Origin of the sequence: Marinobacter sp. S0848L (assembly GCF_023016065.1) — a bacterium.
GTDB lineage: Bacteria > Pseudomonadota > Gammaproteobacteria > Pseudomonadales > Oleiphilaceae > Marinobacter.
Map to the genome: position 1 here is coordinate 241,809 of NZ_JALKAQ010000003.1, position 20,691 is coordinate 262,499.

General features: G+C 55.5%; 21 protein-coding genes. 13 read left to right on the forward strand and 8 right to left on the reverse strand.

The window, feature by feature from the left end; genetic code table 11:
- The first annotated feature begins 221 nt into the window (after positions 1–221).
- The 4 genes from MWU64_RS06165 (at position 222) to MWU64_RS06180 (ending at position 5,170) form a co-directional block, all read left to right on the forward strand.
- Positions 222–443, forward strand: a complete 222-nt coding sequence (locus tag MWU64_RS06165; protein WP_247062589.1) for a hypothetical protein — start codon at positions 222–224, stop codon at positions 441–443.
- A 135-nt stretch (positions 444–578) separates the two neighbouring features.
- Positions 579–1,628, forward strand: coding sequence for a porphobilinogen synthase (gene hemB / locus MWU64_RS06170; RefSeq protein WP_247062591.1), 1,050 nt, complete (start codon positions 579–581; stop codon positions 1,626–1,628).
- A gap of 43 nt (positions 1,629–1,671) precedes the next feature.
- Positions 1,672–3,822, forward strand: coding sequence for a polyphosphate kinase 1 (gene ppk1, locus MWU64_RS06175; RefSeq protein WP_247062592.1), 2,151 nt, complete (start codon positions 1,672–1,674; stop codon positions 3,820–3,822).
- A gap of 55 nt (positions 3,823–3,877) precedes the next feature.
- On the forward strand, positions 3,878–5,170 hold the full coding sequence (locus MWU64_RS06180; RefSeq protein ID WP_247062593.1) for a DUF945 family protein: 1,293 nt from the start codon (positions 3,878–3,880) through the stop codon (positions 5,168–5,170).
- 57 nt (positions 5,171–5,227) lie between these two features.
- Here MWU64_RS06180 and coaD read toward each other — a convergent pair whose 3' ends face one another.
- The 4 genes from coaD to MWU64_RS06200 all read right to left on the reverse strand — a co-directional run bounded on the left by coaD (position 5,228) and on the right by MWU64_RS06200 (position 9,785).
- A complete protein-coding gene (gene coaD / locus MWU64_RS06185) occupies positions 5,228–5,710 on the reverse strand; it encodes a pantetheine-phosphate adenylyltransferase (RefSeq protein ID WP_247062594.1) in 483 nt (160 codons plus the stop codon).
- A 273-nt stretch (positions 5,711–5,983) separates the two neighbouring features.
- The gene (locus MWU64_RS06190; protein ID WP_247062595.1) at positions 5,984–7,582 is read right to left on the reverse strand and encodes a GMC family oxidoreductase; all 1,599 of its coding nucleotides are present in this window, start codon (positions 7,580–7,582) and stop codon (positions 5,984–5,986) included.
- Positions 7,583–7,606: 24 nt separating this feature from the next.
- Positions 7,607–8,239: a hypothetical protein gene (locus MWU64_RS06195; RefSeq protein WP_247062596.1), complete on the reverse strand. Its 633-nt coding sequence runs from the start codon at positions 8,237–8,239 to the stop codon at positions 7,607–7,609.
- Between the two features lie 100 nt (positions 8,240–8,339).
- Positions 8,340–9,785: a coniferyl aldehyde dehydrogenase gene (locus MWU64_RS06200; protein WP_247062597.1), complete on the reverse strand. Its 1,446-nt coding sequence runs from the start codon at positions 9,783–9,785 to the stop codon at positions 8,340–8,342.
- 175 nt (positions 9,786–9,960) lie between these two features.
- On the opposite strand from MWU64_RS06200, the gene MWU64_RS06205 reads away from it, so the two are divergent.
- Complete coding sequence (locus MWU64_RS06205; protein WP_247062599.1) at positions 9,961–10,632, forward strand: TetR/AcrR family transcriptional regulator; 672 nt, start codon at positions 9,961–9,963, stop codon at positions 10,630–10,632.
- A gap of 178 nt (positions 10,633–10,810) precedes the next feature.
- On the opposite strand, the gene yihA is transcribed toward MWU64_RS06205, so the two are convergent.
- On the reverse strand, positions 10,811–11,449 hold the full coding sequence (gene yihA / locus MWU64_RS06210; protein WP_247062602.1) for a ribosome biogenesis GTP-binding protein YihA/YsxC: 639 nt from the start codon (positions 11,447–11,449) through the stop codon (positions 10,811–10,813).
- Between the two features lie 179 nt (positions 11,450–11,628).
- On the opposite strand from yihA, the gene MWU64_RS06215 reads away from it, so the two are divergent.
- From MWU64_RS06215 to MWU64_RS06240, 6 genes are all read left to right on the forward strand, one after another.
- On the forward strand, positions 11,629–12,243 hold the full coding sequence (locus MWU64_RS06215; protein ID WP_247062604.1) for a c-type cytochrome: 615 nt from the start codon (positions 11,629–11,631) through the stop codon (positions 12,241–12,243).
- A gap of 183 nt (positions 12,244–12,426) precedes the next feature.
- Entirely contained in the window at positions 12,427–13,062 is a 636-nt protein-coding gene (locus MWU64_RS06220; protein WP_247062606.1) for a thiol:disulfide interchange protein DsbA/DsbL, read from the forward strand.
- Positions 13,063–13,118: 56 nt separating this feature from the next.
- Positions 13,119–13,982, forward strand: coding sequence for an endonuclease/exonuclease/phosphatase family protein (locus MWU64_RS06225; RefSeq protein WP_247062610.1), 864 nt, complete (start codon positions 13,119–13,121; stop codon positions 13,980–13,982).
- Positions 13,983–14,223: 241 nt separating this feature from the next.
- Positions 14,224–15,192 carry an ABC transporter substrate-binding protein gene (locus MWU64_RS06230; RefSeq protein WP_247062612.1) on the forward strand — a complete coding sequence of 323 codons (969 nt, stop codon included), beginning with the start codon at positions 14,224–14,226 and terminating at the stop codon, positions 15,190–15,192.
- Between the two features lie 97 nt (positions 15,193–15,289).
- Positions 15,290–16,324, forward strand: coding sequence for an ABC transporter permease subunit (locus MWU64_RS06235; protein WP_247062613.1), 1,035 nt, complete (start codon positions 15,290–15,292; stop codon positions 16,322–16,324).
- Between the two features lie 9 nt (positions 16,325–16,333).
- On the forward strand, positions 16,334–17,380 hold the full coding sequence (locus tag MWU64_RS06240; protein WP_247062614.1) for a betaine/proline/choline family ABC transporter ATP-binding protein: 1,047 nt from the start codon (positions 16,334–16,336) through the stop codon (positions 17,378–17,380).
- 69 nt (positions 17,381–17,449) lie between these two features.
- Here MWU64_RS06240 and rpmG read toward each other — a convergent pair whose 3' ends face one another.
- From rpmG to radC, 3 genes are all read right to left on the reverse strand, one after another.
- Positions 17,450–17,605, reverse strand: coding sequence for a 50S ribosomal protein L33 (rpmG, locus tag MWU64_RS06245; RefSeq protein ID WP_114335424.1), 156 nt, complete (start codon positions 17,603–17,605; stop codon positions 17,450–17,452).
- A gap of 11 nt (positions 17,606–17,616) precedes the next feature.
- Positions 17,617–17,853, reverse strand: a complete 237-nt coding sequence (gene rpmB / locus MWU64_RS06250) for a 50S ribosomal protein L28 (protein ID WP_114335425.1) — start codon at positions 17,851–17,853, stop codon at positions 17,617–17,619.
- 218 nt (positions 17,854–18,071) lie between these two features.
- Positions 18,072–18,746 (reverse strand): DNA repair protein RadC, encoded by a 675-nt coding sequence (radC, locus tag MWU64_RS06255; protein WP_247062615.1) that lies wholly within the window; start codon positions 18,744–18,746, stop codon positions 18,072–18,074.
- Positions 18,747–18,921: 175 nt separating this feature from the next.
- On the opposite strand from radC, the gene coaBC reads away from it, so the two are divergent.
- Together coaBC and dut are read left to right on the forward strand one after the other, a co-directional pair.
- A complete protein-coding gene (gene coaBC, locus MWU64_RS06260; RefSeq protein WP_247062616.1) occupies positions 18,922–20,133 on the forward strand; it encodes a bifunctional phosphopantothenoylcysteine decarboxylase/phosphopantothenate--cysteine ligase CoaBC in 1,212 nt (403 codons plus the stop codon).
- On the forward strand, positions 20,133–20,594 hold the full coding sequence (dut, locus tag MWU64_RS06265; protein WP_247062617.1) for a dUTP diphosphatase: 462 nt from the start codon (positions 20,133–20,135) through the stop codon (positions 20,592–20,594). The genes coaBC and dut overlap by 1 nt, the downstream gene beginning before the upstream one ends.
- Positions 20,595–20,691: the final 97 nt, after the last annotated feature.

A 20,691-nucleotide genomic window follows, 5' to 3' on the forward strand; every position in this document is an offset into this window, starting at 1 on the left:
GACAGCTTAGATGGTTCTTAATTATGGGCTATAAAATCAATAAGTTAATATAAATTACAAAATGTTACAAAAAAGAATGAAGACGCAAATAGCGCGTTTAATAAAAGCGGATTATAAAGACGCCAAGACGAGGTCTTAATGGGGCGTTCGTCGAGGTAGTTTTGCCTGCCAGCGCGCCTTCAGAGCGCGGTTGGCGGAGTTTTCGTTGATGGAGAAAAAGCATGAGTGAATTCGACGAAGGCAGTTTGGATCAATCCGGAAGTTGGGTCGGGGAAGGCGATGACAATCATTCGGTGGCGAGCCGGGCTCGGGTACGGGCACAGTTGCAGGCGGACATCGAAGCCTTTTTGCAATGTGGAGGCAAAATTGAAGAGGTTGATTCGACATTGAAGTCGAATGCTTCTCGCAAGGTGGATGCGGGCTTCAACAATCGTACGCTCTAAAGCGCTTCGATTCGGGCGGTGTTCGGCTAGCCGCCCGAATTCCCATTTCGTTGTCTCCCCCGCAATGACGCACATGACCGCGGGCCTGCACCAAAGCGCCTCTGAGGTGTATGATGGGGGCTCTTCCCACGGTTCATGTTCAGGAGGTTACCTGTGTCAAAGCCGCACCAGCCGCTTTCCGGTCGAAGCTTTCCCTTTACCCGTCTACGTCGTAATCGCGCCAGTGATTTCTCCCGCCGTATGGTCCGCGAAAACCAGCTGACACCGGACAATCTTATCTATCCGGTGTTTGTATTGGAGGGCGAGAACCAGCGGGAAGCCGTGCCATCCATGCCGGGTGTCGAGCGTCTGAGCATCGATTTGCTGGTTGAGCAGGCCGCCGAACTGGTGGAGCTGGGGATTCCGGCGATCGCCTTGTTCCCGGTGGTGCCCGCCGAGTTTAAAAACCTGTCCGGGTCCGGCGCTTGGGATTCCGATGGGTTGGCGCAGCGCGCGGTACGGGCTCTGAAAGCGGTGCATCCTGAGTTGGGTGTTATTACCGATGTGGCACTGGACCCATTCACCACCCACGGCCAGGACGGCATCATTGATAACGACGGCTATGTGCTGAACGACGTGACCGTTGAAGCCTTGGTTAATCAGGCTCTATCCCATGCGGATGCCGGTGCTGATGTGGTGGCTCCGTCAGACATGATGGACGGCCGGGTCGCGGCGATTCGCGACGCGCTGGAGTCTGAAGGCTGCGTAAATACCCGCATCCTGGCCTATTCTGCCAAGTACGCGTCCAGTTATTACGGGCCGTTCCGGGACGCCGTCGGTTCTGCGGGCAATCTCGGTAAAAGCAATAAATCGACTTACCAGATGGACCCCGCAAACAGCGACGAAGCCATTCACGAGGTGGCTATGGATCTGGCGGAAGGTGCCGACATGGTGATGATCAAGCCGGGCATGCCGTATCTGGATATCGTGCATCGGGTCAAAACCGAGCTTCAGGTGCCGACGTTCGTGTATCAGGTGAGTGGTGAGTACGCCATGCACATGGCCGCTGCGCAAAATGGCTGGCTTGATGGCGACGCGGTGATGATGGAAAGCCTGATGGCGATGCGCCGTGCAGGTGCTGATGGCATTCTCACCTATTTCGCTGTGCGTGCCGCCAGATTGATGAGAGATCGTCAGCGATCGTAACGCACAAGCAGGCCGTTCGCGTCTGATAGGGAAGCAAAGAGCGATGACAACTGAAATAACAAAAGCAAAATCAGTCACAAGCGATGACTTGAGTGTGCCCGCTCCGGTTGAGGTTCCGCCGGTTGGTGAACAGGTCAATCTGGACGCTAGTGAGAACTGGTTTAACCGGGAGTTGAGCCAGCTCCAGTTTAATTACCGGGTGCTAAAGCAAGCCATGGACCCGGCGCATCCGCTGATTAACCGGCTGATTTTTTGCTGTATTTTCAGTAGCAACCTGGATGAGTTTTTCGAAATCCGGGTTGCCGGCCTGCGTGAACAATTAAAGTATGGGCGGGAAACCGTTGGTGCTGATGGCATTCAGCCCGAGCAGGCGTTGGCCGAAATCAGTCGTGTCGCTCATGAGTATATTGAAGAGCAGTACGACATTCTCAATAACGTGCTGTTTCCGGAGCTGGAAAAGGAAAACATCCACTTTATTCGTCGTCGGGAATGGACACCGGCGCAAGCTGAGTGGGTCCGAAACTACTTCGATGATGAAATCCTGCCGGTGGTCAGCCCGATCGGGTTGGACCCTTCGCACCCGTTTCCACGCCTGGTTAACAAGAGCCTGAACTTTATTGTCGAGCTGGATGGCAAAGACGCATTTGGTCGTGAAACCGGAATGGCAATTTTGCCGGCCCCCCGCTCGTTGCCGCGTTTGGTGCGCCTGCCAGACGAGGTTTGTGAGGGTGGCGAGAACTTGGTGTTCTTGTCATCGATGATTCACGCCCACGCCGACGAGCTGTTCCCAGGCATGGAAGTGAAAGGCTGCTACCAGTTCCGCCTGACCCGCAACGCAGATCTGGAACTGGAAGACGATCTGGAAGATCTGGCCTCTGCACTTCGGGGTGAATTGCTGAGCCGCCGATTTGGTGACGGTGTGCGTTTGGAGGTGGCCGATAACTGTCCGGAAGAGCTGGTGCACTTCCTGCTGCGAGAGTTTGGCCTCGGCGAAAGAGACCTCTACCGCGTAAATGGGCCGGTGAACCTGACCCGGCTGTTGGCCGTGAGCGGTTTGGTTGAGCGCCCGGACCTGACCTATTCCAGTTTTTCCCCGGCCATTCCCCGGCAGATACGCAGTAAGGAATCGATGTTCGATGCGATTCGCAAACGTCCGATTCTGTTATCGCATCCGTTCGAGAACTTCAGTTCGGTTGTGGATTTGTTGCGCCAGGCGGCGAAAGACCCTCAGGTATTGGCTATCCGGCAGACGCTCTACCGGGCCGGTACGGGTTCGGAAATTGTCGAAGCGCTGGCTGATGCAGCCCGTCGCGGCAAAGAAGTGACCGCGGTGATTGAACTGCGGGCGCGCTTCAGTGAAGCGGAAAACCTTGAGCTGGCCAGCCGGTTGCAGGAGGCGGGTGTTATCGTGGTGTACGGGGTGGTGGGTTACAAAACCCACGCCAAGATGTTGCTGATTGTACGCCGGGAAGAGGGCAAGTTGTCCCGCTATGTGCATCTCGGTACGGGCAACTATCATGCCGGAAACGCGCGTTTATACACCGATTACAGCTTCATGACCTGTGATGAATCCATCGGGGATGATGTGAATAAGCTGTTTCAGCAATTGACCGGTATGGGCAAGGCGCTGAAGATCAAAAAGCTGTTCCATGCGCCGTTTTCCATGCACAAACGTCTGATCAGCCTCATTGAGCGGGAAGCCGGTTACGGTAAAAATGGCCGCATTATTTTCAAGTTTAATGCGCTGACCGACGCGCAACTGATCAAAGCTCTCTATCGAGCCTCGCAAGCGGGGGTGCAGATTGATCTGATTATCCGCGGCATTTGCTGTCTGCGTCCCGGGGTGCCGGGGCTGTCGGATAACATTCGGGTGCGCTCTATTGTCGGGCGTTTTCTGGAACACACGCGTATTTACTACTTCGAGAATCAGGGCAAGCCGGATGTCTATTGTGCCAGTGCCGATGGTATGGAACGTAACATGCTGAGCCGCATCGAAGTGGCGTTTCCGATTGAAGAGCCCGCGTTGATCGCGCGCTTGCAGGAAGATCTGGACGCTTACCTTGCCGACAATTGCCAGTCATGGATGTTGCAGCCCGACGGCAGTTACATCCAGAACCAGCCTGCCGAAGGCGAACCGCGAGTGGCAGCGCAGCTGGTGTTGCTGGAGCGGCTGACGGGCAAACCCGGCTCATAGCGTTCAGGCAACGAACAGTAACTCACAACGCCTTGTGCGACAAAGGGAAGATACATTGAAATTGAATAAATGGACGATGATTGGCTCAGCCGTATTGCTGGTTGCGGGTGTGGCACCTTGGGCCGTGGGTTACGTGACGGAGCAGCAATGGCTGGAGGCAACCGAGGAGGTGAACCAGTCGCAGCCGTTTGTTCGATTAGAAACCGATCGCTACGAGCGGGGCGTGTTCAGTGCCGAGGCCAGCGGCACACTGGCGTTGATGGATCCGAAAACCGGCGAAACGGACCAGATCGGGTTCAAAGTAGCCATTTCCCATGGCGTAACCGGAAGTTTGTTGGCTTTCAGTCCGAAGGGTGGCTGGCAGCATGAGGGTACCCGATGGTTGGAAGATGAAGAGCCAAGCCTGACTTTGGAAACCCGGCTTTGGGGGGCCGCCGTTGTCGAGTTTCAGGCTCCGCCGGTGTCGTTTGAACAACCTGACAGGCCCGAATCGGTCAGTGCCAGTGGCGGCTTTGCCCGGGTCGAAGTTTGCCGTATGGGTGAGCAGGCTGAGGTGTTGGTGGTGTGGCCGGAGTTGAGCATGCTGGGCCCCCGGGCTGAAGTAAAACTTCAGGATCTGCACGTCGAACAGAGCATGGCGCTGCTGAGCGGTGATGTCTGGACCGGTACGGGCACGATGTCGCTGGGGGCTCTGGTGGTTGATAGCGCGGAACTTCCCGCGGTATCGGTCAGCAATGTTTCTTTTGAAACCCGTAGTGAAGCCAGCAACAGCGGTCAGACGCTTGATTCAGAGGCGGTGTTGGCGGTGGACTCTGTCAGCATCGAGGATGCCGAATATGGCCCGCATCGGGTGGCGGTGTCGGTTGATCATTTGGATGTTGCGAGCTGGAACGAGTTCAGTTCGGCCATGACGGATATGCAGTTGCTGGCAATGAATGCGGGGGCCGATCCGCGTTCGACGTATCAGCAGCAAATGGCAGTAATGCAGCGGTTCAACGAAGCCGTGCGAGGGTTGGCGGCCAACGGCTTTTCCGTCGGTGTTCGGGAGTTGAGTCTGGCTACGCCAGAGGGCGAGATTCAGGGTTCTCTGGATGTTTCACACCCTGAACTGTCGGAAGATGAGCGGGCCAATATGCTGATGGTGATGCAGCGTTTGGTCGGTTCGGTGGATGTGACAGTGCCGTTGGCGCTGGCTGAGCAATACCCGGCGGTGCGCATGCAGTTGTCGCCATTGATCAAGCAGGGGTTGTTGGTTCGCGACGGTGATGAGTTGGTGATGAAGGGCCAGATGGAAGATTTGGTGCTGGATATTAACGGCGTTCAGATTCCGCTGCCGCCGCTGCTTTAAGTCGGTTTTGGCACCACCGCTGGCCGGTGGTGCTTTTCCTTTCTTTTCTTTGCAGAATCAGGCTTGGCTGAATTTCTGCTTCAGTGCTTCCGCAACCGCAGGATCCACGAACTCTGATACATCGCCGCCCAGGGAGGCAATTTCCCGAATCAGGGTGGAGGAGATGTAGGACAGGTGGTTGGATGGCGTCAGGAATACGCTTTCAACTTCCGGTGCCAGTCGGCGGTTCATGTCAGCAAGCTGAAATTCGTACTCGAAGTCGGATACGGCCCGCAGGCCACGCAGGATAACGCTGGCGTTTTGTTCCCGTACGAATTCTGCCAGTAGGTTGCTGAAGCCGGTGACGGTGACGTTGGGAACGTGTGCAGTGGCTTTTCTGACCAGTTCGCAGCGCTCGTCCAGGTTTAGCAGAGGCTGTTTTTTGGGGTTGTAGGCGACGGCGACGACGATTTCATCAAACATGCGGCCGGCCCGTTCAATGAGGTCGGTGTGGCCGTTAGTGATGGGGTCAAAGGTGCCTGGGTAGATTACTTTTGGCATGCACAGCTCCTTGGTTTTTATGCTTGGTAGCATATCAGTATTGGTTTTCGGGCTGTAGTCCTGTGCTTTTGATCCGCACCGGAAGGAGAGGGGGAACCTGCCTGCGGAGCATGCGCCAACCAGAAGAACCTTCCCGGGAACCGCTACGAGCACATCCATGTGCGCTTGTTTCGGGCCGTCCTTGGCCCTCAACATTCCCGGGAAGGTTCTTCAGGCCGGCGCTCCCAGCTTGGGTGCTCGTCTCCCCGATCACAATCCAATGTTTTTTTGATCTCAGCTTTTCGCTGCCAGCTTCTGCGCCAGTCTGACGCTGTTTCTTGCCGCCAATGCGTAAACCGACAGTTGCGGGTTTGCGCCGATGCTAGTGGGGAAGATGGAGGCATCGTGGATGCTCAGGTTGGCCACGTGGTGGTGTTCACCGAAGCCGTTGACTACCGATTCCTCCGGGTTGCTGCCCATACCGCAGCCGCCCATTTGGTGCGCGGTGAAGATACGGGCACGGTGTGGTTTCATCGGGAGTTCTTTGATGGCGGTTTTGGTTTCTTTCCAAGTGGTGTGCCAGGCTGCATCCATGTGGATGGCTTGCACGGCTTCTGCGCCCGCGGCGAATTGGATTTCGGCCATGTCCAGGTAGGACTGGCGGATGCCATCCCATAAGTAGTCGGTGATGGGGTAATCGAGTACGGGGCTGCCGTCGTCACGCAGGCTGACGGTGCCGCCGGGGCTTTCGGGGTGGAAGCCGTCCCGGAGCAGGGCAATGACCGATTGCAGCCAAGGCAGTTGGCCGAGGTTGTCGCGCTGTTGTTGGCCGTGGCCAGGGACAACGCCGGCGGCCATGCCTGGGTGCAGTGGTGGCACTTCGAGTTTGTAGCCTACCGGGCCGTCGTGGCCATTTTTGAAGTTGAATTCATCGGAGTAAATAGACTGCGGTGCGCCGTAGAACGGGTCTACTTTGGCCGGCATGCGGGCGACGGTGGCGCTGACCGGGTGGATGAATGAGCGTTTGCCCACGCGGTCGTAGGGGTCGGGCAGCTCTGAGCGCAGCAGGAGTCCGGGCGAGCCAATGGCGCTGGCGGCTACCACGAAGTGTTTGGCCTTCAGGGTAACGGTCACGCCCGAGGGTGTGACGCCGTCTGAGCCCATGGCGGTGGCTTGCAGGTGGTCGATGCGGTCTTGTTTCATGACCAGTCGTTCGGCACGCAAGCCGTGGAACATTTGGGCTTGGTTGTCGAGTGCGCCCGGAATGGTGGTCATCAGGGCGCCTTGTTTGGCATTGGTCGGGCAGCCTACCCCGCAGTAGCCCGAATTCCAGCAGCCGTTGACGTTGCGGGGGATGGTTTGCCAGGAGTACCCGAGTGCTTCGCAACCGTCCCGTAAGATGCTGTTGTTCTGGTTGGGCTGTGTTAGCCAGGGGGCCATAGTGTGGCGTTCTTCTCGCCCGTCGAACCAAGGCGCCATGACATCCGGGGCCAGTCCTTCCAGCCCGAAGGTTTCGCTCCAGTAGTTCAGCGTTTGCTCGGGTGTGCGGAAACTGCTGGTCCAGTTCACGGTGGTCGAGCCTCCCACGCAGCGGCCTTGCAGAATGGATATGGCGCCGTCGGCGGTGGTGCGGCTCATGCCTTCCTGGTAGAGCGTGGCGTAGGCGGTTTGTTCGTCCATCTTGAAGTCTTTCTGGTAATACAGGCCCCCCTCTTCGACCAATATTACCGAAAAGCCTTGCTTGGACAGGATTTCGGCGGTGGTGCCGCCACCCGCGCCAGTGCCGATCACGACAACGTCAGCTTCTGCAGTTTGGTTTTCCGTCAGCTTGCTGGCATCGACAACGTTCCAGCCGGAAGCCAGGCCCCGGGCGATGGGATCATTCATGGACATAGTGCTCTCCGTTTTCCGGGGTCATCAGGCGTTTTTGAATTGCGGTAAGGCTTCAACCATCCAGGCGGGTGGCCCGGGGTAACCGGTCAGATGCCACTGATTTTGGTGGCCGTAGAAAGCAACGTTGGCGATTTTGCTCAACGCGATGTAGCCGTTGTTCAGCAAGCCGAGTCGGCTATTGCGCCAGCGTTTCAGGAAGGCATCGGCTTCTTTGGTGCTGACGGATGGCCAGTCGGACCAGACTCTGGCCAGTGTGATGCGCGTAGGAGCGAAGTTCAGCAGGTCGAAGAGCTTGCGTAGCTCTTTTTGATTAGGTGCGCCGAACTGGACGATGCCCTGATCAATTCGCTCGATGGTGGCGGCAATCTCGAACTGGCGTTTGTTGGGTTCTTCGGGCAAGGCTCCGGCAAACAGGGCGGGTAACAAGGCTTCGAACAGAGCGATATCGTCTTTGCTTAAAAACTGGAATTGGTAGCTGGCATCCATCCGGCTTTTGACTGGGCTGATCCGGCCTGCGGGTGCAGTGGCGCAGCCCGTCAGGCCTGCGGTCATACTGACGGTTCCCAGGAACAAAGCGCCGCCCACGCCGGTTTTCAGGAAGCTTCGACGACTCAGTTGAGGTGGATTCTCGGCAGTGTGGATTGGCTGATCGAGCATGTGGCACCTTTGCTGGAGATGGAGGAGATTGGTCGGGCTTACAGAGTCGGCACAGCAGCCGGGTATTTGTCCCGGGCACTTGTGCCAGTTGGGCTCTTTATTAGCGAATGAACAGTTTGTAGATCATCCGGTGCGCGGCAGTGCCGTGAGGTGCGTAAACGAATTTGCCGCTGTTGAATTTCTGTTTGCTGAAGATAGCCCGGTGATGGGAGAAGGTCATGAAGCCTTCCTTGCCGTGGTAATGGCCCATGCCGGAATCCCCGACGCCGCCGAAGGGCAAGTCATCTTGGGCAACGTGCATCAGGGCGTCGTTAATGCACATGCCCCCGGAGTGGGTCTGATCGATGATGTGCGCTTGCTCGTCTTTATCGTAGCCAAAGAAGTACAGGGCCAGTGGGCTAGGGCGCTCGTTGATGTAGTGAATGGCATCGTCCAAGTCCGAGTAGGTGACGATAGGCAGGATCGGCCCGAAGATTTCATCCTGCATGACCTTCATGTCTTCGGTGGGGTTGAGCACCAAGGTCAGCGGAATCTTGCGGGTGCCATCTTTCATGTTCTCGTTGGCCGGGTTGATCTCGATGATCTCGGCGCCTTTTGCGCGAGCGTCCTCGAGATAGCTCTGCAACCGGTCGTACTGGCGTTCGTTAATGATTGCTGTGTAATCGTCGTTGTCGCGCAGGCTCGGGTACATGGTTGAAGCCTGAGTGCGGAACTCGTCCACGAACGCCTGCACCCGGTCTTCGGGGCACAGCACGTAATCCGGGGCTACACAGGTTTGGCCTGCGTTTATCGCCTTACCGAATGCGATGCGTTGAGTCGCATCGGACAGGGGTACGTCGGGTGATACCACCGCCGGGGATTTGCCGCCGAGTTCCAGAGTGACCGGGGTCAGATTTTCGGCCGCGGCACGCATTACCAGCTTGCCCACCGAGGTAGAGCCAGTGAACAGCAGGTGATCAAACGGGCGCTGGGAGAAATCGGCGGCAACATCCGCTTCACCGGTAACCACCGCGACCAAATCCTCCGGGAACATGCTCTCGATGATTTCTTTAAACAATGACGAGGTGTGCGGAGTGAATTCGGACATTTTGACCATGGTCCGGTTTCCTGCGGCCAATGACGCAACCAGCGGGCCCACGGCAAGATACAGCGGATAGTTCCAGGGCACGATAACGCCTACCACACCCTTTGGTTGGTAATGTACTTTATTGCTGGCTGGTTGAAACAGCACAGAGACGTGGCGCTTGGAAGGCTTCATCCAGTTGTCGAGATTCTTTAGGGTGTAGTTGATACCCTGAATGGACGGCATGACCTCGGCAATCAGCGATTCGTCTTTCGAGCGGCAGCTGAAATCGCGGTCTATGGCTTCCAGCAAGCGATCCTGATTAGCCAGCAGTGCGCGCTTGAGGCGTTTCAGGTTCTCTTTGCGCTCAGACGAAGAGGGCATCGGGTTTTTCCGAAACGCTTTTTTCTGAATATCGAAAACACGGTGGGTGTGTTGGATCTGCGTGTTGCTTTCGGTCATCTGAACGACAGTGGCTACCATGGTGCAATCTCCCTGAGCTATCCAGTCAAGATGCTGGAAGCGGTTGTTGTTGGCGCTCGGTGTATGAAATTTGCGCTAACGGCTATTATTAGAGTATATACTCTACTCAGTCAAGAAATGCTGGGTGGCCTAACGGGCCATCGTTTATGACATAACAACAAACTGCGGCGTGAGCATGAAAACCAGAGACAAAATCCTGTTGGCAAGCCTCGAGCTATTCAACGAACGAGGGGAGCGAAACACCACGACGAACCATATCGCCGCACATTTGGCGATATCTCCGGGAAATCTGTATTACCACTTCCGGAACAAGTCGGACATCATTTATGAAATCTTCCAGGAATATGAAAAGCTGGTGGATTACTACCTGGATATTCCAGAGGACCGGCCACTGACCGTGGCGGACATGACCTTTTATCTCGAGTCCGTGTTTGACGGCCTGTGGAGCTACCGGTTTTTCCATCGGGATCTTGAGTACTTGCTGGATTGCGATCCGCGGTTGCGGAGCGATTATCGCGACTTCACCAACCGGTGTCTGGCCGCCATGAAAACCATTTTCGAAAAGTTGGCGGAAGCGGGCATCGTGCAAAAACAGCCGGAAGAGTTGCGTGAAGTTATGGCGTTGAATATCTGGCTGGTGGTCACAAACTGGATGGCATTTCTGAAAACGGCCCATGCCAGCACCGGCGATGAGGGTCTGAGTCTGACAGCGCTCAAGCAGGGTATTTATCAGGTGTTGACGCTTGAAATGCCGTACCTGATGCCAGAGTACCGCGATGAGGTAATGTCGTTAAGAGAGAGATATCGACCGGTTTTACCCGAGCAGCGCGATTCGGATGTTGCGTAGGTTGAGCGGAAATTGAACTTCTGAGAGCTGCGCCGGTCGAACGTATTACAGCAGAAAACCGGACTTTTCTGTTGTTCCTGAGTGAGTTCTCAGGCTGCCCCTTATGAGGGGCAAGCACGTCGCAAACCCTGACGTTTTACCGGCCTACTCATCGTGGGCCGGCTTTTTTTTGTAGCCATCAGGCTTCGGTTTCGTCAGGCGCTTCCAGCCAATTGGTCAGTGCCGCCCGGCATTCATCAAGGCCCAACTTTGACGTGGCGGAGAACATCACCAGATGTTCCACGTATTCGTATTTCTTCAGTTTGTTCGCAATGCCCAGCATCGCCGTTTTGGCCTGACCAAACTTTAGTTTGTCAGCTTTGGTGGCGAGGATCATCAGTGGCAGCTTATTGTGCTCGCACCATTCGATCATCATCTGGTCAAATTCAGTCAGCGGGTGGCGAATGTCCATAACCAATACCAGGCCGCGCAGGCAGCGACGCTCATTCAGGTAATGTCCGAGGTGTTTTTGCCAGTCATCTTTCATGTCTCGGGAGACTTTGGCGTAGCCGTAGCCAGGCAAATCCACCAGGTGCATGTTTTCTTTGTTCAGGCTGAAAAAGTTGATCAGCCGGGTACGTCCCGGAGTTTTACTGGTCCGGGCCAGTTTGCCGTTGACGGTGATGGCATTGAGGGCGCTGGATTTGCCGGCATTGGAACGGCCAGCAAAGGCAACCTCGGCACCATAATCGGGCGGGCACTCGTCCAGTTTGGAAGCGCTGATTAAAAATCGGGCGCTGTTGAATGAGACGCTTTTTTGAGTCAGGTCAGGGTCCACGACGGTTGCTGTTCCTTTGGATTTCAGTTATCGACGATTAATGTATAATGCTACACCAAATTCCGGCGGCACGCTGCGCGTTCCGCTGTCAGTCCCGGTTTTGAGCCTGATCCAAAAGGGCCATCCGGCGAATAACCAGAATACTTTCAAGATTCTAAGATGAGAGAAGCGGAGCGGGCATGAAAAGACTGATCGCAGGAGTGGTTCTCGGAGTTAGCTTGACAACCATGGCTCACGGGGCAGGAGATCCGGCAGCGGGTGAACAAAAAGCAGCAGTGTGTGCTGCCTGTCACGGCCAGGGTGGCGGTAAGCCGATGATGGCGAGCTACCCGAAGCTGACGGGGTTGGGTGAGAAGTATCTGTACACCCAGCTTGTGGATATCAAATCGGGTGACCGCTCGATCCCTGAGATGACCGGCTTGCTGACGGCTATGTCAGATCAAGATCTGAAAGATCTGGCTGCCTACTTCAATAAGCAGGAACTGGTGGTTAACCAGGCCAACGATGACGAAGAGCTCATCGCTCAAGGGCAAGCCATCTTCCGTGGCGGCAACATGGCTTCTGGCGTACCGGCCTGCGCAGGGTGTCACAACCCAAGTGGTAAAGGTAATGAGCCTGCGGGTTACCCGGCTTTGGGTGGTCAAAATGCCGAGTACATTGCCAAGCAGCTTAAGGCGTACCGCGGTGGCACGCGTGCCACCACGTCAAACGCCGGCATCATGGCGGATGTAGCGTCCAAGTTGACCGACGCTGAAATCGAAGCGGTTGCCAACTACGTATCTGGTTTGCACTGATTTCATCAGCGCCGTCAGATCAGAAAACCCCGCTCCGGCGGGGTTTTTGTTTTTAGGGTAGGGAAAGCCCTTAACCTTCTGTAATTATTTGCGGCGACGCTCGGTGGAACTTTTTAGCGTTGCTAGGTCATAATCAAACGTCCTGAATAGAACCACTCAAAACCTTAATGCTCGGAGAGTTTCATGATCAGAACCCTTAGCCTGATAGTAACCATGGCTGCAGCGCTGGCTGTCAGTGGCGTCGCCAGTGCCGATACATGGAAAAACGGTGTGCATTATCGCACTTTGAGTACACCGGTCAGCACCGCGGCCGACAGCGGCGTCGAGGTGGCTGAAGTGTTCTGGTATGGCTGTCCGCACTGTTACAACTTCAAGCCATTGTCAGAAGCGTGGGCAGAAAAAGCACCAGATTACGTGAACTATGTTCGCCTGCCGGCTGTGCTTGGCGAGAGCTGGGCGCCACACGCTTTCGCGTTCTATGCGCTGGAATCCATGGGTGAGCTGGATAAAGTGCACGATGCGTTGTTCGAAGCCTTGGCCGTTGAGCGTCGTCCACTGAACTCGGCGGAAGCGCTCGCTGATTTTGTCGCGGACCACGGCGTTGATGCTGAAGCCTTTGTGGAAGCCTACAACAGCTTCGCGGTTCGCTCTCGGGTACGTCAGGCCCAAACCAAAATTATGGGTGCGCAAGTTACCGGGACTCCGACTATGCTGGTTAACGGGAAGTACGTGGTAACAGCAACCATGGCCCGAGGTCACGAAAACGTACTGAAGGTTGTTGATTATCTGGTCAGTAAAGAGCAGGGAGTTTCTAAGTAAAAGGAGAAGGCTGATGGGCGTGGCTAGCAGGGTTTGGACCAAGACTCCGGGTGATTATGTATAAGCGGATTCGTAGCCAGATCAACGGGATTTTGAAATCACAGGAAGCCGCCCCGCGTGGTGCGTGTTCGGGGAGCGAGCACGTGCCAGAGTTCGAGCCCCATCGGCATATCCGCCTGCTGACCTTTAATATACAGGTTGGTATCAACACCTCTTCGTATCGCCACTATGTGACCCGTAGCTGGCAGCATTTCCTGCCTAATCGCCGCCGTTTTGAAAACCTGGATCGTATCGCAACGCTGTTGAAACAGTACGATGTTGTTGCCTTGCAGGAATGCGACGGCGGCAGTTTGCGCAGTGGTTATGTCAATCAGGTCCAATATCTGGCCGAAGCCGCAGGTATTCCTTATTGGTACCAGCAGTTAAACCGGAATCTGGGTCAGCTTGCTCAGCACAGTAACGGTTTTTTGAGTCGCTACCGGCCTCTGGACGTGACGGAGCACAAACTACCGGGGTTGATTCCGGGTCGAGGTGCCATCGTCGCGCGTTACGGTCTGGAAGAGGACCCGCTGGTGCTGGTGCAGATGCATTTGTCGTTGAGTAAGTCAGCGCAGCAGCGTCAGCTAGGCTTCGTTCGTGATCTGATCAGTAAATATCAGCATGTGGTGTTGATGGGTGACATGAACGCCCACGCCGAACAGTTGCTGACCCAAACCCCGCTCCGTGAAACCGATCTGGTGCCACTGCCTGCCACTGCTCACAGCTTTCCAAGCTGGCGTCCGGAAAAAGCGCTCGACCACATCCTGGTGAGCCCATCCTTGGAAATTCGCCAATCTGGTGTCGTGAGCTATCCCGTCTCCGATCATCTGCCTATCGCCCTCGATATTGCCTTGCCCAAGGGTTACCTGGAAACCTTTTAATCAGCCTTGGCTGTGTCTTCTCAGGCTACCGATTTTGGTAAAAATCTTGTAACTTCGAGCTGAGGTCTTATGCTTAGAAGTCTATGGGTTGTATTCAGTCCGGGTGCTTGAAAAGCATTTCTGGCGGCGGCCATACAAGCTCAGGTTGCTTAGGTAGTCTAAGTTATCTTGTTGTTCGTATTGACTATTGTTGTCCCTAATCTAAGCGGCCCGATACATTATAAAAAACCGGGAGTGAGTCATGAGAAAGCTTACCTATTCAGTAATACTTTGTGCCCTAACGATACCGTCCGTGGCGAGCGCCGACTGTGGCGAGGTTTCAATCACGGAGATGAACTGGGCGTCTAACACAGTGGTGACCAGCGTTGCCAAATTCATCATGGAGCAGGGCTATGGGTGCGATGTGACGGTTGTGCCCTCAGACACCGTGCCCGCCGTGACTTCGGTTGCCGAAAATGGCGAGCCGGATATCGTGACTGAGCTCTGGAAAAACTCGGCCGGTGAGGCCTACGAGCGTTTGGAAGCCGCGGGGAAAATCAAGCCACTGACCAAAGTGCTGCGGCCCGGTGGCATTGAAGGCTGGTGGATTCCGACTTATCTGGCGGAAAAGCATCCCGAGCTGACTACGATCGAAGGAATCATGGCAAACCCGGAATTGGTGGGCGGCCGGTTCAACAACTGTCCTGACGGCTGGGGCTGCCGTGTGGCTAACGACAATCTGGTGCGTGCGCTCGATCTGGAAGCGTCAGGCATCGATGTATTTAACCACGGTTCGGGTGAAACTCTGGCCTCATCGATGGCATCCGCTGTACAGAAACAAGAGCCCTGGTTTGGTTATTACTGGGGGCCAACGGTTCCTCTCGGTAAGTTCGACATGACCCGGGTCAAACTGGGCGAATACAAAGCAAAAGTGCATGCGAAGAACCAATCGCCGGATGCCGACAACCCCAAGGTATCCGAGTTTCCGGCAGCGACGGTGCTGACGACCGTAACGCCGGACTTCGAAGATCGTGAGCCGGAAGTCGCAGAGATGCTGGCTCAGCTAAGCTTTGAAACCGAAACTATGAGTTCGTTGCTTGCCTGGATGGACGCCAACAACGCCACCGCTGAGGAAGCTGCGGTTTACTACCTGAGCAATTATGGTGACGAGTGGTCGTCGTGGCTGAACGACGATGCCCGGAAGCGTCTGAGCCGCCTGCTAGGCAACTGATACGCCAATCTTAAGCCCGGCTCACCGCCGTCAAGTGGGCCGGGAATGTTCTGACGTTCCCATTCTGATCGACGGTTTTACACAATAGGCTTACCTGATGGCAACATACGACTGGTTATTCTCAACCTTGGGTCTGAAGGAGTGGTGTGGCCAAAATAAAGACTCTGGCCCCTTATCCATGGCGGATTTGTTGGCCAAGAGCAAAGGGCAGGATGCCGAACCCCAATCGCTTTGGGATTTACCGTTTCCCTCTATGGATGCGCTGAACGAATCGTGCGACGCGTTTCCGCAATCCCGGGATCTTACCAAGGGGCTTGAACAGGGCTTTTTGGAAGTTAAAGACAGCCTGAGTCTGGTTCTGGACCCGCTTACCCAGCCTTTGAGCTGGTTTCTGGACGGTTCGCTCTACGTCATGCTCAACACGCCTTGGTGGATTGTGATCCCGGTAATGCTCGCGGTGGTGTTTTTGGTCAGCAAGTCCTGGAAGCTGGTGGCGTTTGTGGCCTTTTCCATCGGCTTGTTAGCGTTTATTGATTACTACGAATACGCGATGCAGACGCTGGCGATTATTTTTGTCTGTGCCTTTCTGTGTGTGTTGCTCGGAGTTCCGATTGGCATCGCCATGGCGAGGAACGATTGGTTGCAGCGTAGCACCATTCCGGTTTTGGATATGCTGCAGACTTTGCCTCCGTTCGTGTATCTGATCCCGCTGATTTTCCTGTTCAGTGTCACCGAGTCCAAGTTGTACGGCATCGCCATTATTCTCTACGCCATCGTACCGGTGGTGCGTTTGACGGATCTGGGTATTCGTCTGGTAGATAAAGAGGTAATTGAAGCGGCCGATGCATTTGGCATGACGCCCCGGCAAAAACTGTTCAAGGTGCAGATTCCCCTGGCGTTGCCCAACATTATGGCCGGTGTGAACCAGACCATTATGATGAGTCTGGCGATGGTGGTCATTGCGTCTCTGGTGTCGGCGCCGGGCCTCGGGGTATTGGTACTGCGTGGTATTCGAAATCTGGAATTAGGAGTTGGCCTGGTATCTGGTCTGGGCATTGTGTTGCTGGCCGTTATTCTTGATCGTGTCACCAAGGCCTCTCTGGCCCGGGTTAATTCCGCACAGAAACAGTGAGGCAGTATCGTGGCAAAGAACGTCAAAATCGCGATTCGCAATTTGTATAAAATCTTCGGGCCGGAACCGGACGCTGCGCTTGAGCATGTGAAGCAAGGGGCATCAAAGGCCGGACTGCAAGACGAACATGGGCACGTGCTCGGCCTGAAAGACATCAATGTCGATGTGCACGAAGGCGAAGTGACCGTCATCATGGGGCTGTCCGGTTCCGGGAAATCGACCTTGATTCGCCACCTCAATCGCCTGATCGAGCCCACCACCGGTGAAATCCTGTTCGATGGTGAAGACGTTTTGGCGTTGGGCGAAGACGGCTTGCGGGCGCTTCGCCGCCAGAAAATGTCCATGGTGTTTCAGAAGTTCGCGTTGTTGCCCCACAAAACCGTGTTGGAAAATGCCGGTATGTCCTGGGAGATTTCCGGACAGGGCCGTGAGGCCTATGAAGAAGAGGCACGCAAGTGGTTGGCTCGCGTCGGCCTGGAAGGCAGTGAGGAGCAATATCCTCATCAGTTGTCTGGCGGGATGCAGCAGCGGGTTGGAATTGCCCGAGCCCTGGTGTCCAATTCGCCAGTGATGCTGATGGACGAAGCCTTCTCGGCGTTAGACCCTCTGATCCGATCAGACATGCAGGATCTGTTGCTGGAATTGCAGGGGGAGCTGCATAAAACCATTGTCTTCATCACCCACGACCTGGATGAAGCATTAAAGCTGGCAGACCATCTGGTCATTCTCAAAGACGGCGAAGTGGTGCAACAGGGCGACCCTCAAAGCATATTGCTGCAGCCCAACGATCCGTACATCGTCGACTTCATCAGTGACATCAATCGCGCCCGGGTGCTGCGGGTGCGCTCGGTCATGGAGCCGGTAAAGGATGGCGAGTCGTTTGCGGGCGATGTACTGGAAACCGATAACCTGGAAACGGTGCTCGCGAAATCGGGCGGCGATGTAAGTCAGGTATTCCGGGTTGTGCGTAACGGCCAGCCTGTTGGTCGTCTTGCGATGACGGAGCTGACCAAGGCCTTGGTGCCGACAGCAGGAAGTGAGGCCCGAGTGTCATAGGTGCGTCAGGTAGTTCAGGCAATAAAAAACCCGGCTCGAGAGCCGGGTTTTTCGTGGAGGCAGGACCAATTACTTGATCTTGGCTTCCTTGTACGCAACGTGCTTACGGACAACCGGATCGTACTTTTTGATCTCGATTTTTTCCGGAGTGTTACGCTTGTTCTTCATGGTCGTGTAGAAGTGACCGGTGTTTGCTGACGAAACCAGCTTAATTTTTTCGCGCATGATGCAGCTCCTTAGAATTTCTCGCCGCGGGCACGAAGATCGGCCAGTACAGCGTCAATACCTTTTTTATCGATGATGCGCATGCCCTTAGTGGATACGCGCAGCTTCACAAAACGCTTCTCGGACTCAACCCAGAAACGGTGGTTCTGCAGATTCGGCAGAAAACGACGACGAGTGTGATTCATCGCGTGGGATACGTTGTTACCGGTAACCGGACGCTTACCGGTAACCTGACAAACTCTGGACATACATGCCTCCGACCTGAGCACTGGTCTATCAATGCGAATTCGTTATTTAACGCGTCTCTGGTTGCTCCGGAGCTAACTTTGCTACCGGTTCGCGCCTGTAAACTGGGCGCAACACGCCAGATACCGCCAGAAAGGGACGCTTTTATACCAGAACCGGGGGCCCAACGCAAAAAATTGTTGGGATTTTGGCCAGTTTTTCGGTGACGACTTCATGGCGGTTACATCAACCCTCTTTCAGCGAGGGATATTACCTCACCGTGACCGATAACCATATGGTCAAGAACCCTGATATCGACCAACCCCAGAGCTTCTTTCAGACGGCGGGTCAGAGAGATGTCTGCCTGACTCGGTTCCGCCACTCCGGACGGGTGATTATGCGCGAAAATCACCGCCGCTGCATTATCTTCCAGAGCCTGACGAACAACCTCCCGCGGGTATACGGCGGCACCATCGATGGTGCCGCGAAACAGTTCCCGATACTGAATAACGCGATGGCGGTTATCGAGAAACAAGCCGGCAAAAACTTCGTGCGGGTAAGTCGCCAGCCGGCTGGTCAGAAAACGCCGGGTATCGGCGGGCGAACGCAGGGGGTCGCCTTGCCGCAGAGGTTCATCCATCACCCGTCTTGCCATCTCCATGGCGGCCTGCACCTGCGCGTACTTTGCGGTGCCCAAACCTTTTACTTGGCAAAACTGGCGGCGGGAGGCAGTCATCAGCCCGCGCAGGCTCGAGAATTCCTCGATCAGGTGGCGTGCCATGGCCATGACCGGCATGCCGGCGGTACCAGTGCGCAGAAAGATGGCCAGAAGCTCGGCATCCGATAAAGACTCGGCACCGTGGGCCAGCAGTCGTTCACGTGGCCGCTCGTCGGTGGGCCAGTGGGGTTCGTTCATAGTGCGTCCTTGCAAGCGTCATTAACCCGTGCGTCCTGCACGTGGTTCTCAAAGTTACAAAGGGTACTCGAAAAGGTAACATTTGGTAAACGGAACTATCGTGCGTGCTGGCTGCGCTGTCAGGGCTTGCATGCTATCTTACAAGTCTTTCATTTTACGGGATTACGGAGCCCTCATGGTCGCCAGACGAATACTGCTGGGAATCACCGGTGGCATCGCCGCCTACAAGAGCGCCGAACTGGTTCGGCAGCTGAAAAAAGCCGGGCTGGCTGTTCGTGTGATCATGACGCAGGGCGCCGAAGCTTTTGTCACCCCGATGACATTTCAGGCCTTGAGTGGCGAGCCGGTGCGTACCTCCTTGTTAGACCCGGAGGCCGAGGCCGGTATGGGTCACATCGAACTGGCAAAATGGGCCGATCAGGTGGTAATCGCGCCAGCCTCTGCTGATTTTCTGGCGCGATTGGCGCAGGGCATGGCCGATGACCTGCTCACCACCGTGTGTTGCGCCACCGAAGCGCCAATTGCGGTGGCTCCTGCGATGAATCAGGCCATGTGGAAAAATCACCGTACCCAGCGCAACCTCCGTTTATTGTCAGAAGACCCGCAAATAGCGATTTGGGGCCCGGATCAGGGCGAACAAGCGTGCGGCGACACCGGCCCTGGACGAATGCTGGAACCTTCTGCGCTCGCCACGCTGATTCTCACCGAACAGGTGCCACAGCCAGCCGGACCGCTCGCCGGTAAGCGCTTCGTGATTACCGCCGGCCCCACGCGGGAGCCAATCGATCCGGTACGTTACATCTCCAATCACAGCTCCGGCAAAATGGGATACGCCATTGCCCGGGCGGCCGTGGCTGCGGGTGCGCAGGTTACCTTGGTCAGTGGTCCGGTTACCTTGTCGGCCCCCGAGGGCGTGGAAGTGCGCCCTGTGGTTACTGCCGAAGAAATGCTGCAGGCGTCGCAACAGGCGGTCAGTGAGGGTTGCGATGTGTTTATTGCCACCGCTGCGGTGGCGGATTATCGGCCTGAAACCTGCGCTGGCGACAAAATCAAGAAAACCAACGATGAGATGAGTCTTTCCCTGGTGCGTAACCCCGACACTCTGGCCACCATCGCCGCCAGACCCGATGCGCCATTTACCGTGGGGTTTGCCGCCGAAACCACCGATGTCGCCCGTTATGCGATGGACAAAATGCAGCGCAAGAAGCTGCAGATGATTGTTGCTAATGATGTATCGGCCCCCGGGTTGGGCTTTAACAGCGATCAGAACGCGATCACTGTTTTCTGGCCAGACGGCCAGGAATCCATCGGGCCCGACAGTAAACAGAGCATTGCCACTCGACTGGTGGCGTTAATTGAAGAACACAGCAAAAAGGCCGAAAAGTAATGACTCGAAAAAAACTGCAGGTAAGAATTCTGGATGATCGTATCGGTTCAGAGATTCCGTTTCCTGAATATGCAACTGAAGGGTCTGCCGGTCTGGATTTGCGCGCTTGCCTGAAAGAACCCCTTACCGTGGCTCCCGGTGAAACCCACCTGATTCCAACGGGTTTGTCGGTCCATATAGCCGACCCTGCGCTCGCGGCTATGATTCTGCCACGCAGCGGTTTGGGCCATAAACACGGCATTGTGTTGGGCAATCTGGTTGGCCTGATCGACTCGGATTACCAGGGTGAGTTGATGGTGTCGTGCTGGAATCGTGGTCAGACGTCGTTCACCATCGAGATTGGCGAGCGTCTTGCGCAGATGGTGTTGGTGCCGGTGGTTCAGGCGGATTTTGAAGTGGTGTCGGAATTCGACACCAGCGACCGCGGAGAAGGCGGTTTTGGCTCGACAGGAAGCCGCTGATTCGGTAACCGCCTGATGGGCGACATGCAGCAAGTCTGACGACTATACTGCGAAGGTAAGTGTTTGTCCGGAACAAGAAAATAACGATGGGATGCGC

Bases quoted from the DNA above. Each gene is read 5' to 3' on its own strand.
- MWU64_RS06165 (WP_247062589.1), top strand. From the start codon at position 222: ATGAGTGAATTCGACGAAGGCAGTTTGGATCAATCCGGAAGTTGGGTC.
- hemB (WP_247062591.1), top strand. From the start codon at position 579: ATGTTCAGGAGGTTACCTGTGTCAAAGCCGCACCAGCCGCTTTCCGGT.
- ppk1 (WP_247062592.1), top strand. From the start codon at position 1,672: ATGACAACTGAAATAACAAAAGCAAAATCAGTCACAAGCGATGACTTG.
- coaD (WP_247062594.1), bottom strand. From the start codon at position 5,710: ATGCCAAAAGTAATCTACCCAGGCACCTTTGACCCCATCACTAACGGC.
- MWU64_RS06190 (WP_247062595.1), bottom strand. From the start codon at position 7,582: ATGTCCATGAATGATCCCATCGCCCGGGGCCTGGCTTCCGGCTGGAAC.
- MWU64_RS06195 (WP_247062596.1), bottom strand. From the start codon at position 8,239: ATGCTCGATCAGCCAATCCACACTGCCGAGAATCCACCTCAACTGAGT.
- MWU64_RS06200 (WP_247062597.1), bottom strand. From the start codon at position 9,785: ATGGTAGCCACTGTCGTTCAGATGACCGAAAGCAACACGCAGATCCAA.
- MWU64_RS06205 (WP_247062599.1), top strand. From the start codon at position 9,961: ATGAAAACCAGAGACAAAATCCTGTTGGCAAGCCTCGAGCTATTCAAC.
- MWU64_RS06215 (WP_247062604.1), top strand. From the start codon at position 11,629: ATGAAAAGACTGATCGCAGGAGTGGTTCTCGGAGTTAGCTTGACAACC.
- MWU64_RS06220 (WP_247062606.1), top strand. From the start codon at position 12,427: ATGATCAGAACCCTTAGCCTGATAGTAACCATGGCTGCAGCGCTGGCT.
- MWU64_RS06225 (WP_247062610.1), top strand. From the start codon at position 13,119: ATGTATAAGCGGATTCGTAGCCAGATCAACGGGATTTTGAAATCACAG.
- MWU64_RS06230 (WP_247062612.1), top strand. From the start codon at position 14,224: ATGAGAAAGCTTACCTATTCAGTAATACTTTGTGCCCTAACGATACCG.
- MWU64_RS06235 (WP_247062613.1), top strand. From the start codon at position 15,290: ATGGCAACATACGACTGGTTATTCTCAACCTTGGGTCTGAAGGAGTGG.
- rpmG (WP_114335424.1), bottom strand. From the start codon at position 17,605: ATGCGCGAAAAAATTAAGCTGGTTTCGTCAGCAAACACCGGTCACTTC.
- rpmB (WP_114335425.1), bottom strand. From the start codon at position 17,853: ATGTCCAGAGTTTGTCAGGTTACCGGTAAGCGTCCGGTTACCGGTAAC.
- radC (WP_247062615.1), bottom strand. From the start codon at position 18,746: ATGAACGAACCCCACTGGCCCACCGACGAGCGGCCACGTGAACGACTG.
- coaBC (WP_247062616.1), top strand. From the start codon at position 18,922: ATGGTCGCCAGACGAATACTGCTGGGAATCACCGGTGGCATCGCCGCC.
- dut (WP_247062617.1), top strand. From the start codon at position 20,133: ATGACTCGAAAAAAACTGCAGGTAAGAATTCTGGATGATCGTATCGGT.